Consider the following 13,850-nt stretch of genomic DNA (forward strand, 5'->3'; position numbering starts at 1 on the left):
GCCCGCCCGGGGCCGTGCGCAGCGCTGCTGCTGATCGACTTCTACTCACCTGATGAATCCGAGCCTGCCCGCGGTGTGACGTAGCGCTCTTGCATATACCGGTAGGGGTATATACCGTGGATAGCGGGATACCCCCCCTGGTATAACTTCGGAAGGGCCGGTGAATGCGATGGTGGCGTTGACGGTGGCACTGGCGGTTGCGGTCGGCATCTCTCTGGGGCTGCTCGGAGGCGGCGGTTCGATCCTCACGGTGCCGCTACTGGCCTACGTGGCCGGCATGGACGCCAAGCACGCCATCGCGACGTCACTGCTGGTGGTCGGCGTGACCAGTGCCGTGGGAGCGATCTCACATGCCCGCGCCGGGCGGGTGCAGTGGCGAACCGCCCTGCTGTTCGGCTCGACGTCCATGGTGGGTGCCTACAGCGGGGGGCAACTGACCCGGTTCATCTCCGGTGACGCGCTGCTTGTGGCGTTCGCGGTGATCATGGTGGTCACCGCGATCGCGATGCTGCGCGGTCGCAGAACGCCGACCGCCACTGCGCATACCGGCGCTGCACTGCTCGCCAAGACCGCCGCCCTGGGCCTCGGTCTGGGTCTGGTCACAGGAACCGTCGGTGCCGGGGGCGGATTCCTGGTGGTTCCGGCGCTGGTGCTGCTCGGCGGGCTGGCGATGCCTGCCGCCGTGGGAACGTCGCTCGCGGTCATCGCGATGAACTCATTCGCCGGTCTGGCCGGCTACCTGTCGGTCGTGCAGATCGACTGGGCCACGGCACTCATGGTGACCGCCGCCGCCGTCGTCGGCGCACTGATCGGTTCGAGGTTCGCCGCGAAGGTCAACCCCGAGGTACTGCGCAAGGCATTCGGCTGGTTCGTCCTGATCATGGCCTCGGTCATCCTTGGCCAACAGCTCGATCCGATCGTCGGCTACGTCGGCGTCGCGCTCACCGGTGTTGTACCCGCATTCATGTTCGCGTGCAACCACATTGCCGCGTGCCCCCTGCACGGCCTGCTGGCCCGAACCACGGCTGCGGCCGGCTCAAGCTGATCGTCCCGGAGAAAGGAACCGCAATGAAATTCATTCAGTACTACCTGGACTGCCTGTCGCATGCGTCTTACCTGATCGGTGACGAATCCACGGGCCGTGCCGTCGTCGTCGATCCACAGCGCGATGTGTCCGAGTATCTCTCCGACGCCGAAGAACTCGGCATGCGAATCGAACTCGTCATCGAGACGCACTTCCATGCCGACTTCCTGTCCGGCCACCTGGAATTGGCCAAGGCCACCGGTGCCAAGATCGTCTACTCCTCGGTCGCGGAAGCGGAATTCGACTTCATGGGCGTCGCTGACGGCGAGCGCTACTCCCTGGGCGAGGTGCAGTTGGAGTTTCGGCACACCCCGGGGCATACCCCCGAGTCGTTGAGCATCGTGGTCTACGAGCATTCCGGCGACACCGAGCCCTACGGCGTGCTGACCGGCGACACCTTGTTCATCGGCGATGTGGGTCGTCCCGACCTGCTGGCGTCCATCGGATTCAGCCGTGAGGAACTTGCCGACAAGCTGTACGACTCGCTGCACGACAAGTTGATGACGCTGCCAGATTCCACCCGGGTCTATCCGGCGCACGGGGCGGGATCGGCATGCGGTAAGAATCTTTCGACCGATCTCTGGTCGACCATGGGTGAGCAGCGGATGACGAACTACGCGCTGCGAGCGCCCGACAAGGCGACCTTCATGGACCTCGTCACCGCGAACCAACCACCAGCGCCGGGCTACTTCGTCTACGACGCCATCCTCAACCGCAAGGATCGCGACCTGCTGGACGAGACAAAGCCACCGCGCTCGATGACGTATGCCGAGGTGCGTGCGGCAGTGGCGGGCGGAGCGGTTCTGGTCGACGGACGTGCGCCCGAGGAGTTCGCGCTGGGTCACCTGCGCGGCGCCGTCAACATCGGATTGGACGGCCGCTACGCCGAATTCGCCGGCTCGGTGGTCAAACCCGACAACGACATCGTGTTGATGACGGAGCCGGGTCAGGAGCTGGAAGGGAAAAACCGCTTGGCCCGAATCGGTTTCGACCGGGTCATCGGCTACCTCGCCGCGCCGTACGAGGTGATGTTCACCCATCGCGACGACGTCGAGGTGGCGTCCCGGCTGACTGCCAGTGGACTCGGGGATCGCATCGCCGAGGTGCCGGAGCTGCAACTGGTCGACGTCCGCAATCCGGGCGAAGCGGCCGCCGGCATGGTGAGTGGCGCGGTCAACATCCCGGTGGGCCAGCTGCCCGACCGGGTGGGCGAGCTCAACCCCCACAAGCCCACCGTCGTGTATTGCGCCGGCGGCTATCGGTCCTCGGTCGCGGCCAGCCTGCTCCGCAACCGCGGATTCGATGACGTCAGTGATCTGCTCGGCGGCTACACCGCGTGGGACGACGTCGTACAGAAAGCATGACGTTCAGAAAGCCTGATGTTCAGAAAGCCTGACGTTCAGAACGTCTGAAGCGAAAGGGAATTCGACATCCGTCACGGCTAAGCATCAGGTCGGCATGAAAGGCCCTGTCTGACCGCAGCCGGATCAGGCGTCGAGGTCTTGCTGCACCAGCTCGGCGATCGCCTTGCAGGCGGCTTCGTCCTCGGAGGCGACGGTCACCTGTGCGCCGTTGCCTGCGCCCAGGGTCATGATCATCAGTGCCGAACCGGCGTCCACCGGCTCGCCGCCGTCCACCGCCAACGTCACCGGAACTCCGGCGTTGACAGCGGCTTCCGAGATGATCGCTGCGGGGCGGGCGTGCAATCCGATCGCCGAGCCGACGATGACGGTCTTGGTGTGCATGAGACTCCTTTGTTTCGTTTGTCGTACTTCGTTGACTAGGCGATCGCCGGAGCGGCGGTCGCCTTACGGATGAACTGCTTGGCGGCGACGACGGCGACCCCGCCGACAGCGGTGCCCGCGGCCAGCGCGACCAGGAACCACACCAGGTTGCCGATCGCGAAGAACACGAAGATACCGCCGTGAGGTGCCTTCAGGGTCACATCGAAGGCCATGACCAGCGCGCCGGTGACGGCGCCGCCGGCCATCATCGACGGGATGACCCGCAGCGGATCGGCTGCGGCGAACGGGATGGCGCCCTCGGAGATGAACGAGGCGCCCAACAGCCAAGCGGCACGGCCATTCTCGCGCTCGGGCTCGCTGAACAGACCCGGCCGGATTGTGGTGGCCAGCGCCATCGCCAGCGGCGGCACCATACCGGCGGCCATCACCGCGGCCATGATGCGCAGCGACGCCGGATCGGCGACGTTGAGCCCGGCGGTGGCGAAGGCGTACGCCGCCTTGTTGACCGGGCCGCCGAGATCGAAGCACATCATCAGGCCGAGGATCACCCCGAGCAGAATCACCGAGGCCCCGGTGAGGCCATTGAGCCAGTTGGTCAGCCCCGAGGTGATCGCGGCCAGCGGGCGGCCCAACAGCAGGAACATCAGCAGGCCGACCACCAGCGATGCGCCCAGCGGAATGATCACTACCGGCATCAGACCGCGTGCCCACTGCGGCACGTTCACCTTGCTGATCCACAGTGCCGCGAAGCCGGCGATCAGGCCGCCGACGATGCCGCCGATGAAGCCGCCGCCGACGAACACCGCGACCGCGCCCGCGGTGAATCCGGGTGCGAGACCAGGCCGGTCGGCGATGGCGAACGAGATATACCCGGCCAGGGCGGGGACCAGGAAGCTGAACGCCAGACCGCCCAGGGTGAACAACACCGCACCGAGGTACTGGGTGAAGCCCCCGCTGGGCAGGTTGGTCAGCGAGTTGGTGGTGGCGATCAGGTTGCCCAGCGACTTGGTGGCGCCGTGCGGGGTGTTGGCGATGTCGTAGCCGGCGAACAGGAATCCCAGCGCGATCAGCAGACCGCCGGCGGCGACGAACGGGATCATGTAGCTGACGCCGGTCAGCAGGATCTGCCGGATCCGGGTGCCCCAGCCGACCCCGCCGGCGGGTGCATCGCCGCTCGCGGCGGCTGCGCTGCCCTCGACTCGTGCGGCCTTCGGGTTATCCGCGGCGGCAACAGCTTCCGCGATCATCGTGTCGGGTTCGTTGATGGCCCGCTTGACGCCGGAGGCGATCACCGGCTTGCCGGCGAACCGCTGCCGGTCCTTGACGCCGACGTCGGTGGCGAAGATGACGGCGTCGGCGGCGCTGATGGTCTGCGCACTCACCGGGGTGCTGCCCGAGGAGCCCTGGGTCTCCACGGTGAGGTTCACCCCCGCGCGTTCGGCGGCAAGCTTGAGGGCGTCGGCGGCCATGTAGGTGTGGGCGATTCCGGTCGGGCATGCGGTGATGGCGATGATCGACTTCGACTGCGCGGCAGGGGCTGTAGCGGCCGGCGCGGGCGCCGGCTTGGCGTTGTCGGGGTTGACCACCCCGTCGACCAGTCCCACCACGTCGTCGGCAGACTTCGCGTCCCGCAGCGACTGCACGAAGTCGGGGCGAACCAGCGCACGTGCCAGGCTGGACAGCAGCTTCATGTGCTCGGCGCCGGCACCGTCCGGCGCGGCGATCAGGAACACCAGATCCGCGGGACCGTCGGGCGCACCGAAGTCGACTTTCGGCGCCAGCCTGGCGAACCCGATCGACGGTGAGGTCACCGCGGCGGACCGGCAGTGCGGGATCGCGATACCGCCGGGAAGGCCGGTGGCCGATTGCGCCTCGCGCGCCATCGCCGCTGCCTGCAGCGCCGCGCCGTCGTTGACACGGCCGGTATCGGCAAGCCGGTTCGCGAGCCGGCCGATCACCGACTCCTTGTCCGGGCCGGCGTCGACGTCGAGCAGCACCAACTCGGTGCTGATGATCGTGGAGTTCGTCATGGTGGCCTTTCGGTGTCTAGGAGCGCGTGGAGTAGGGCGATATCGAGGTGACCGCCACCTCGTCGAGGTCGATCTGGGCCGGCGACGGCAGTGCCGAACCGGGAAGTGCCGCAGCGGCACTGCCGTAGGCAACTGCCATCTGCAGCCGGCCCGGCGCCTCGGCACCGCCGACGTCGGCGCGGACGTAACCGGCGAGGGAGGAGTCACCGGCGCCGACGGTGCTCCTGGGTGTGATCGGCGGTGGGCTGGCCAGCCAGCTGCCGGTGTCGTTCACCAGCAGCGCACCTGCGGCGCCCAGCGTGGCGAGCACGGTCTTGGCGCCGCGGTCGATCAACTGCTGGGCAGCGGCCACGACCGGGTCCGGATCACCCTGGGCCAGAGCATCTTCCAGGGTCTGGGCATCGACACCAGTCAGGCTGGCCAGCTCTTCGGAGTTCGGCTTGATCACGTCGGGGGCGGCGGTACCGAAGGCGGCGGCCAGCGCAGCCAGCGGCGCGTCGGAGGTGTCCACCGCGACTTTGCAGTCGTAGGGCTGCAATTGGGCGACCACGTCGGCGTACCAGTCGTCGGGTACACCGGGCGGCAGCGATCCCGACAGCACCACCCACCGCGCGCGGGCGGCGTGATCCAGGATCGCCTGAGTCAGCGCTGCGAGCGTGATCTCGTCGATCACCGCGCCCGGCTCGTTGATTTTGGTTGTGGTGCCGTCTGATTCGGTGATCGCGAGGTTGGTGCGGACCGCACCGTCGATGGGCACTGCGTGGAACGGCACAGCGCACGACAGCAGCGCTGTGACGAGGGGGTCGTGCCGGGCGGCGGGCAGCACGGCGAGGGTGTCGAGCCCGGCCAGTGTCAGTGCCCGCGCGACATTGACGCCCTTGCCGCCGGGTTCCGTGGTCACCGATTGCACGCGGTGCACGGCGCCGCGGACGAGGGTCGTCGGCAGCGTCACCGTCCGGTCGATACTCGGGTTGGGCGTGACGGTGACGATCATGATTCCCCTCCTGCCAGGACGACTTCGACGCCCTGCTCGGTCAGTGCGGCACGATCGGCGGCGCTGATCTCCGGATCGGTGATGAGCGCGTCGACGTGGTCGATCGAGGCAAAGCTGACGAACTCCTCCCGGCCGATCTTCGACGAATCGGCCAGCACCACGACGTAGTTGGCGCAGCGCACCATTGCGCGTTTGACCGCGGCTTCCTCGCTGTCGGGGGTGGATAGGCCGTGACGCACGGTGACCCCGTTCGCGCCGATGAATGCGATGTCCACCCGCAGGGTGTCGAGGGCGCGCAGAACCGGTTCCCCGACGGCAGCCTGGGTCAGACCCCGGACCCGCCCGCCCAGCAGCTGCAGGTTCACCGACGGCATGCCGGCCAGCCGCGCGGCGATCGGTACGGAATTGGTCACCACCACCAGCTCTCGATCGGGCGGCAGCATCGCAGCGACCCGGGCGGTGGTGGTGCCTGCGTCGAACAGCACGGTGGCGCCCGACAGCGGAAGGAAATCGGCGGCGGCCCTGGCGATGGCTTCCTTGTGGTCGGCGCGGGTGGTCTCCCGCTCGTCGACCCCGGGCTCCACCACGTGCAGTGCCCGCACCGGGACCGCGCCGCCGTGCACGCGTCGCAGCACACCGGCCCTGTCGAGCGCGGCCAGATCCCGCCGGACGGTCTCGGTGGTGACGTCGTAGGCCTGCGCGAGCTCCGCGACCGACACCCGTCCCTGGGACAGCACTCGGTCCGCGATCGCCTGCTGACGTTCCTCCGGGTACACGATTCTCCGTTTGTGTGGGCTAAGCGCCGTATTGAATGTTGATATGTGTTGTTTTACTCCCGATCGTGTTGACTTGTCAATGAATTGTTGTAACGTAGTTCACATGACCGTCTCCTCCACGCCCACCTCACTCGGTGCCGGACAGGTGCTGCGCGGCGTTCCGGTTGTCCCCGGTGTTCGCTATGCACCGGTCATCCGGCCCGGCCGGCCGCCTGCCATCGAGGAACTCGACTCCGGCGAACAGATCGGTGAAGAACAGCGAGACTCCGAGGCCTCCCGGTTCACCGCCGCCGCGTCCGCCGTTGCCGACCGATTGCGCGGACGCGCCGCTCTGGCGACAGGCGCCGCCTCGGAGGTGCTGGCCGCCACCGCCATGCTCGCGCAAGACCGAGCCTGGCTGGGTGCGGCGGAAAAACGCATCAAGGAGGGCACGCCTGCGGTGCGCGCCACCGCCGAGGCCGTGGCCCAGTTCGTCGACCTGTTCACCAAGATGGGCGGCCTGATGGCCGAGCGCGTCACCGACCTACGCGACATCCGCGATCGGGTGATCGCCGAACTGAGCGGCCTGCCCGAACCCGGTGTGCCGGTGCCGGACCACCCCGCCATCCTCTGCGCGGAAGACCTCGCCCCCGCCGACACCGCGGGACTGGATCCCGCGCTGGTCGTCGGCCTGGCCACCACGCTGGGCGGCCCGACCAGCCACACCGCGATCATCGCCCGCCAGCTCGGCATCCCGTGTGTGGTTGCGGTGCACGGCCTCGACGAGCTGGCCGCGGGCACCCACGTCCTCATCGACGGCACCAGCGGCACCATCGCCGTCACACCCGACCCGGCAGAGGCGGCGGCCGCCGTCGAAGCTGCCGAGGCCGCGAACGCCGCGATGGCCGGCTGGACCGGTCCCGGTGCCACCGCCGACGGCCATCCGGTGGCGATCCTGGCCAACGTGCAGGACGGTTCGGCTGCGCGCGCCGCTCGCGAGACCCCGGCGGAGGGCATCGGCCTGTTCCGCACCGAGCTGTGTTTTCTCAACCGCGACACCGAGCCGACCGTCGAGGAGCAGGCCGCCATCTACGGCGAAGTGCTCGACGCGTTCGCAGGACACAAGGTCGTCATCCGCACCCTGGATGCAGGATCGGACAAGCCGCTGAAGTTCGTCGGCCATCCCGATGAGGCCAACCCCGCGCTGGGTGTTCGGGGCATCCGGATCGAGGCCATCCAGCCCGACATCCTCGAGCGCCAACTCGACGCGATAGCGCTGGCCGCCGAGCAGACCGGTAATGCGCCGTGGGTGATGGCGCCGATGATCGCGACCCCGGAGGAGGCCAAGCGGTTCGCCGCCCGGGCCCGCCGGCGGGGCCTCGTGCCCGGCGTGATGATCGAGGTGCCGGCCGCCGCGCTGCTGGCCGAGCGCATCCTGGACCACGTCGAGTTCTTGTCGATCGGCACCAATGACCTCGCCCAGTACACGATGGCGGCCGACCGGATGTCGGCCGAATTGGCCACCCTGACCGATCCGTGGCAGCCCGGGGTGCTGGCACTGGTCGCCCAGACCGCCCGTGCCGGGGCCAGCCGCGGCAAGCCGGTGGGGGTCTGCGGTGAAGCCGCCGCCGATCCGCTGCTGGCGTGCGTATTGGCCGGGCTCGGCATCACGTCGCTGTCCGCGGCGGCCGCGGCGGTGACCGGTGTCGGCGCCAAGCTCGCCTCGGTCACGCTGCAGCAATGTCGCGACGCCGCCGCCGCGGTGTTGACCACGGCGAGTGCGGCCGACGCGCGCGCGGCGGCCCTCGACGTCCTATGAGGAATTAATCGGACTGCGGTCCGGTTATGTCGATCATGCCAGCAGTCACCGCAGACACGTTGTCGCTACCGCGCCTGGGCGCGGCCGCTCCGTCCGACACCGAACGACCCGTCCGGTCCATCACCACCGGGCCGCGCGGGTACGAAGGCGAGGGCTTTCCCGTCGTGCGAGCGTTCGCCGGCGTCAGCGCTGCCGACCTCGACCCGTTCATTCACATGGACCAGATGGGTGAGGTCGAATACTCACCCGGCGAGCCCAAAGGCACCGACTGGCACCCGCACCGCGGCTTCGAAACGGTCACCTACATGATCGACGGCCGCTTCGCCCATCAGGACTCACACGGCGGCGGTGGTCTGATCGCCGACGGCGCCACCCAGTGGATGACCGCGGGTGCGGGCATTCTGCACATCGAAACGCCGCCGGCCGAGCTGGTCGAGAGTGGCGGGCTGTTCCACGGGGTCCAGCTGTGGGTCAACCTGCCCCGCGCCGACAAGTTCGCCGAGCCGCGCTACCAGTCGATCGAGGGTCAGGCCGTTCGCCTGCTGTCGTCCGACGACGGCGGGGCGCTGGTGCGTGTCATCGCCGGGGAGGTCGACGGCTGGGCCGGGCCGGGGATGACGCACACGCCGATCACGTTGGCCCACACCACTATCGAAGCCGGCGCGCAGCTGAATCTGCCCTGGCCGCGTAACTACAACGCGCTTGTCTACGTGCTCTCCGGTCGCGGTACCGTCGGCCCGATCGGCCACCCCGTCGAGCAGGGGCAGCTCGCGGTGCTCGGCCCGGGCGATCGCATCACGATCGCTGCCGCAGTGGCCCAGGACTCCAACCGGCCGGCCATGGAGGTGCTCTTGTTGGGTGGCAAGCCGATTCGCGAGCCGGTGTTCCACTACGGGCCGTTCGTGATGAACTCCAAGTCGGAGGTCATCCAGGCGCTCGAGGACTTCAACGCAGGCCGATTCGGCACCGTGCCGCCCGGCGCGCTGATGCCGCACCGGGCCCGGTAGGCCGGCTTCGCCGTCGAGTCCAGAACTGAGAGCGAGAATTTTGTCCAGGAATCGCTCTCACGTCTGACTCGATGTGCGGCTGCGGGAGCTCAGCCGCGTATCGGTCCGGCAGCCACCTCCGGCGGATAGGTCAGCTCCAGCTCGCCGAGGTTGGCCGCGACGGTCACCAGCGGCAGGGCCGCTGACACGGCCAGCCCGTCGCTGCCGGCCTCGGCGCGCAACGCGGGCACCAGGTCATCACTGATCGGTGCGGTCAAACCGGTGCCGCCGCTGCCGTCGAAGCGCGAGCAGATCGCCGCGGCGTGCGCCTCGAGCACCGCCCGTGCCCGCGGATAGACCGCCAGCGGGGGCGGCACGATATCGGCGATCAGGTCGGCGGCCGCGCGCAACCGAACTGCGCGGCTGGACGCCCGCACGACCGGGGCCCGGGAATCCGTCGGACCACCGTTCTCCGAAAGATATTGGCGCACGGCATCATCCAGTGTCCGGGACACTGTCAGCGCCTCGTGACTCAGTGCGTTCACCTGGTTCTCGGCCTGTTCGAAGGCGCCGCGGGTGACCCGCAGGACTGCTGCCCGCAGATAGCGGGACCCCACCGCGCGGGCCGCGTCGATGGCCTGCTGGACAGCGGTCTTGATCCCGCGCGGCCACAGCAGCAGCGACACCACGACCCCCACCGACGCCCCGACGACGACGTCCTCGATCCGGATCAGGCCCACAGCCCAGCCGCTCGGCACGATCAGGTTGAACACGATCAGCACCATCATCGTGAACGCGGCCTGAGTAGCGGTGAACGAGCCGATCTCGGGCACATAGGCCGACCCGAAGGCGACCATCGGCAACAGCACCCACAGCACGATCGGGTCCACGCCGAGCAGTTCGATGACGACGGCTCCGATGAGGAACCCGATCACCGTCCCGATCACCGCACGCACGACGGTGGTGCCGGTGGTCAGCGCGCTACTGCGCAACACCGACAACGCACCGAGCACCACCCAGAAACCGTGCTGGACCGGGAACACGAACGTGACGAGCACAGCCAGCGCCAGCCCGAGCCCGGTGCGCAGGCTGTTGCGGGCGGTCACCGACCGGGTGGCCAGGTGCCCGCCGGTCAGGGCCGTGACGGCCTCGGTTTCGGAGTACACCCGGTCGGCGATCCCGGTCTCAGGCAGCTGACGGCCCAAGACGCGCGCCCACACCGGTCGCGCGTCGGCGGCCGCAGCGCTGGCGATGAGCCGCCCGGTCACGCCGGTGGCCGCCCCCACGGTTCGCCGGTTGAGCAGGGTGCGACCCAGCGCGATGGCAGCCTCGTCATCGGGTTCGGCGAGGATGTCGACGATGTCCTGGCGGTACGTCCCGACCGCGATGGTCCGCAGGTCGATCAACGCGGCGGCCAGCAGCGCGCGTTCGTCGGCCCGCGCCGCCGCGCGGGTGATCAGCAGAACCTGCGCGCAGTCGCGCAGCACTCGCACCACCGGCTCGCCGATCGGCCCGAGCAGCGCACCGGTATCGCCGGTGACGCGGTCGCACAGCCACTGCAGGTCGTCGACCACCCGGACCAACGCCCGGCTGCCCGCGGTCAGGGCCACCGGCCGGTAGGCGGCGCCGAGGAAGTTGGCCCGCAACGCGTCCATCGCGGTGGTGACATCGGCGGCCGACGCGGTGCCCTCGATGCGGTCGGCCAGCACCGCGCAGACCGCAGCGGCGTGGCGGCGCAGTTCGCCGTGATGGCGCGGCGGGAACAGGAACAGCGCCGCCGGGACGCAGATCGCCAGGGCAATCAGCCAGCCGAGTAGCCGCTCACCGAGCGGACCGACCGGCGTGCACACCGGCAGCACGAAGGTCAGCAGGGTGGCCCGCTGGCCGGCCGCGACGATCTCGCTGAGCACCCCGGAGAACGTCACGGCCACCCCGATGAGGAACGTCAGCAGGATCGCCAGCCATGGGATCGGCGCCGCCAGCGTGCCCAGGCTTATCAGCACCGCGCCATTGAAGCCCAACCCGCCGTAGGCCAGCGCCCGGGAGTTCATGTTGCCCGGGAAGTCGACCACGATCATCAGCGCGATCGACCCGAAGATGGTGAACAGCGGCGTCTGTGACCCGCCGCCGACCGCGAAGCTGACCGCGGCGGCGATCGGGATGACGATGGCGGCCCGCGCCGCGCGTCGTGCACCGTCGTTCTCGGGGTCGCGCGTCCGGATCCGGTCGACCGCCCGACGCCACAGGACAGCCGGCGTCAACACCCTGTCACTGGGGAGCGCTGGGTCACCGGGGCACGCTGGCGAAACTGCCCGAATCCAGCGCGTCGAGCATGTAGCGGGCGATCCAGCCGAATGTCCCCGGCTCGCGAGGCAGGATCGCCTGTTCGTAACCGATGAAGACGTAGACGGCCCAGGACGCGTACACCTCGGCCTGACGCACATCGTTGACGATTTCGATCGCCGAGTCGTAGAGGATCTTGTACCGCGCCCGGTCGACCTCGCTCTGGACGGCCAACACATGGGGGTCGACGGAACTCCATGACCGGATCGCAGCCTCCGCACGGTGCGGCAGGGACAACCCGACCTGGATGATCGCCTCGATGCGGCTGCGCGGGTCGGAAACCTCGCGGATGGCGTCGATCAGCCGGACGGTCCGGTCCTGCACCCAGTAGGACACCAGGTCGCGGGTGAAGGCCGGCCAGCTGGCGAAATAGTGATAGAACGAGCCGGTGGTGACGCCGAGCCGGTTGCACACCTCGGCCAGTTTGAGTCCGCCGTAACCGACGTCGGCGAGTACTTCGAGACCGGTCTCGAAGTACGCCTCTCGGTTGGCGACGGTTGCCATGGGTCAAACGATAATGCGCTGGCCCCGACAAGACAGAGCTGACGGGCGGGATCGTGACCAAGTTGCGCAGGCGGCTTGTGACCGCGGGTAGATATTGGGGCAAGCTGGACTCACGCGATCGAATCGAGGAGTTGGCATGACCGTTCAGATCACAAGTGACCACGCGACCGAAGGCGCCGCCGCGGGCGTGCTGGCTGACGTGCGCCGGGTATTCACCAGCGGCCGCACCCGCTCCTTGTCGTGGCGCTCCGAGCAGTTGCTCGCGGTGGAGCGGATGTGCGACGAACGGGAGCCGGAGATCGCCGAGGCTCTGGCCAGCGACCTGGGCCGATCCTCGTTCGAAGCCTGGCTCGCCGATATCGGCTCGACCAAGGCGGAAGCCGCGTTCGCCCGCAAGCAGCTGAAGAAGTGGGTGAAGCCGCAGAAGTCCAGGCTGCCCCTGGCCCAGCTGCCCGGCCGGGCGTGGGTGCAGTACGACCCGCTCGGGGTGATCCTGGTGATCGGGCCGTGGAACTACCCCTTCTATCTGTGCATGGCGCCGCTGGTCGCCGCGGTCGCCGCCGGTAACGGCGTGGTGATCAAGCCGTCGGAGCTGGCGCCGGCCACCTCAGCGCTCATCGCGCGGCTGGTGCCGGAGTACCTCGACTCCGACGCCATCCGCGTGGTGGAGGGCGATGCGGCGGTCACCCAGGATCTGCTGGCGCAGGGCTTCGACCATGCACTGTTCACCGGTGGCACCGAGATCGGTCGCAAGATCATGGCGGCCGCCGCGCCGACCCTGACGCCGGTGACCCTCGAACTGGGCGGCAAGAGCCCGGTGGTGGTGCTCCCCGACGCCGACCTGGACGTGGCCGCCCGCCGGATCGCCTGGATCAAGCTGATGAATTCGGGCCAGACCTGCATCGCCCCGGACTACGTGCTGGCCGACCGCACGATCGTCGGGAAGCTGACCGACAAGATCGTGGCGACGATCGCTGAGTTCCGTGCCGAGGAGCAGGACCCGTCGCTGCGCATCGTCAACGAGCGGCAGTTCGACCGTCTGGCGTCGCTCATCAGCGCGACCGGCGGCACCGTCGCCACCGGTGGCAGGTCCGACCGCGCGGCCCTGCGGATCGAGCCGACAGTGATCGTCGACCCGCCCGCCGACGACCCGGTGATGTCGGACGAGATCTTCGGCCCGATCCTGCCGATCCTCTCGGTGGATTCGGCGGATGCCGCCGTCGCTTTCGTCAACGCCCGGCCCAAGCCGCTGGCGCTGTACGTCTTCACCGAGTCGCAGTCGGCTGCGCGGGACCTCGTCGACCGGATGCCGTCCGGCGGTGCGGTGATCAACCACGTGGCGGTGCACTGCCTGGTTCCGCAATTGCCGTTCGGCGGGGTGGGCGCCAGCGGTATGGGTGCGTACCACGGCAAGTGGGGCTTCGAGACACTGAGCCACCGACGCGCCGTGCTCGCCAAACCGACGAAATTTGACCTCAAGCTGATGTATCCGCCCTATACTGATCGTGCGATCAGGCTAATGCGCAGGGTTCTCTGATGCCCTGAAAACGGCCACAGCAAAGTCCGCACAAAAGCTCAGCAATCATTCGA

The 13,850-nt window shown here is 68.6% G+C and carries 11 protein-coding genes; 5 read left to right on the forward strand and 6 right to left on the reverse strand.

Annotated elements, in window-relative coordinates; genetic code table 11:
- Positions 1-169: 169 nt before the first annotated feature.
- Together Y900_RS13770 and Y900_RS13775 are read left to right on the forward strand one after the other, a co-directional pair.
- Complete coding sequence (locus Y900_RS13770) at positions 170-1,045, forward strand: sulfite exporter TauE/SafE family protein (RefSeq protein ID WP_036342535.1); 876 nt, start codon at positions 170-172, stop codon at positions 1,043-1,045.
- A gap of 23 nt (positions 1,046-1,068) precedes the next feature.
- A complete protein-coding gene (locus Y900_RS13775) occupies positions 1,069-2,448 on the forward strand; it encodes an MBL fold metallo-hydrolase (protein ID WP_036342537.1) in 1,380 nt (459 codons plus the stop codon).
- 123 nt (positions 2,449-2,571) lie between these two features.
- Here the strand turns inward: Y900_RS13775 and Y900_RS13780 are convergent, their stop codons facing one another.
- The 4 genes from Y900_RS13780 to Y900_RS13795 are packed head-to-tail and all read right to left on the reverse strand — an operon-like array spanning position 2,572 to position 6,629.
- On the reverse strand, positions 2,572-2,829 hold the full coding sequence (locus tag Y900_RS13780; protein ID WP_036342539.1) for an HPr family phosphocarrier protein: 258 nt from the start codon (positions 2,827-2,829) through the stop codon (positions 2,572-2,574).
- A gap of 35 nt (positions 2,830-2,864) precedes the next feature.
- Complete coding sequence (locus Y900_RS13785; protein ID WP_036342541.1) at positions 2,865-4,859, reverse strand: PTS fructose transporter subunit IIABC; 1,995 nt, start codon at positions 4,857-4,859, stop codon at positions 2,865-2,867.
- Positions 4,860-4,875: 16 nt separating this feature from the next.
- Entirely contained in the window at positions 4,876-5,853 is a 978-nt protein-coding gene (gene pfkB, locus Y900_RS13790; protein ID WP_036342543.1) for a 1-phosphofructokinase, read from the reverse strand.
- The gene (locus Y900_RS13795) at positions 5,850-6,629 is read right to left on the reverse strand and encodes a DeoR/GlpR family DNA-binding transcription regulator (RefSeq protein ID WP_036342544.1); all 780 of its coding nucleotides are present in this window, start codon (positions 6,627-6,629) and stop codon (positions 5,850-5,852) included. The genes pfkB and Y900_RS13795 overlap by 4 nt, the downstream gene beginning before the upstream one ends.
- Before the next feature lie 103 nt (positions 6,630-6,732).
- On the opposite strand from Y900_RS13795, the gene ptsP reads away from it, so the two are divergent.
- Together ptsP and Y900_RS13805 are read left to right on the forward strand one after the other, a co-directional pair.
- A complete protein-coding gene (gene ptsP / locus Y900_RS13800) occupies positions 6,733-8,427 on the forward strand; it encodes a phosphoenolpyruvate--protein phosphotransferase (protein WP_237752555.1) in 1,695 nt (564 codons plus the stop codon).
- Between the two features lie 35 nt (positions 8,428-8,462).
- A complete protein-coding gene (locus tag Y900_RS13805; RefSeq protein ID WP_036346711.1) occupies positions 8,463-9,434 on the forward strand; it encodes a pirin family protein in 972 nt (323 codons plus the stop codon).
- Positions 9,435-9,523: 89 nt separating this feature from the next.
- On the opposite strand, the gene Y900_RS13810 is transcribed toward Y900_RS13805, so the two are convergent.
- Both Y900_RS13810 and Y900_RS13815 read right to left on the reverse strand, forming a co-directional pair.
- A complete protein-coding gene (locus Y900_RS13810) occupies positions 9,524-11,677 on the reverse strand; it encodes an FUSC family protein (protein WP_036342548.1) in 2,154 nt (717 codons plus the stop codon).
- Between the two features lie 22 nt (positions 11,678-11,699).
- Positions 11,700-12,260 carry a TetR/AcrR family transcriptional regulator gene (locus Y900_RS13815; protein WP_036342550.1) on the reverse strand — a complete coding sequence of 187 codons (561 nt, stop codon included), beginning with the start codon at positions 12,258-12,260 and terminating at the stop codon, positions 11,700-11,702.
- A gap of 136 nt (positions 12,261-12,396) precedes the next feature.
- On the opposite strand from Y900_RS13815, the gene Y900_RS13820 reads away from it, so the two are divergent.
- Complete coding sequence (locus tag Y900_RS13820; RefSeq protein WP_036342552.1) at positions 12,397-13,797, forward strand: aldehyde dehydrogenase family protein; 1,401 nt, start codon at positions 12,397-12,399, stop codon at positions 13,795-13,797.
- The last annotated feature ends 53 nt before the right edge of the window (positions 13,798-13,850 follow it).

The sequence above is a fragment of the Mycolicibacterium aromaticivorans JS19b1 = JCM 16368 genome (assembly GCF_000559085.1).
GTDB classification, from domain to species: domain Bacteria; phylum Actinomycetota; class Actinomycetes; order Mycobacteriales; family Mycobacteriaceae; genus Mycobacterium; species Mycobacterium aromaticivorans.

Bases quoted from the DNA above. Each gene is read 5' to 3' on its own strand.
- Y900_RS13770 (WP_036342535.1), top strand. From the start codon at position 170: ATGGTGGCGTTGACGGTGGCACTGGCGGTTGCGGTCGGCATCTCTCTG.
- Y900_RS13775 (WP_036342537.1), top strand. From the start codon at position 1,069: ATGAAATTCATTCAGTACTACCTGGACTGCCTGTCGCATGCGTCTTAC.
- Y900_RS13780 (WP_036342539.1), bottom strand. From the start codon at position 2,829: ATGCACACCAAGACCGTCATCGTCGGCTCGGCGATCGGATTGCACGCC.
- Y900_RS13785 (WP_036342541.1), bottom strand. From the start codon at position 4,859: ATGACGAACTCCACGATCATCAGCACCGAGTTGGTGCTGCTCGACGTC.
- pfkB (WP_036342543.1), bottom strand. From the start codon at position 5,853: ATGATCGTCACCGTCACGCCCAACCCGAGTATCGACCGGACGGTGACG.
- ptsP (WP_237752555.1), top strand. From the start codon at position 6,733: ATGACCGTCTCCTCCACGCCCACCTCACTCGGTGCCGGACAGGTGCTG.
- Y900_RS13805 (WP_036346711.1), top strand. From the start codon at position 8,463: ATGCCAGCAGTCACCGCAGACACGTTGTCGCTACCGCGCCTGGGCGCG.
- Y900_RS13815 (WP_036342550.1), bottom strand. From the start codon at position 12,260: ATGGCAACCGTCGCCAACCGAGAGGCGTACTTCGAGACCGGTCTCGAA.
- Y900_RS13820 (WP_036342552.1), top strand. From the start codon at position 12,397: ATGACCGTTCAGATCACAAGTGACCACGCGACCGAAGGCGCCGCCGCG.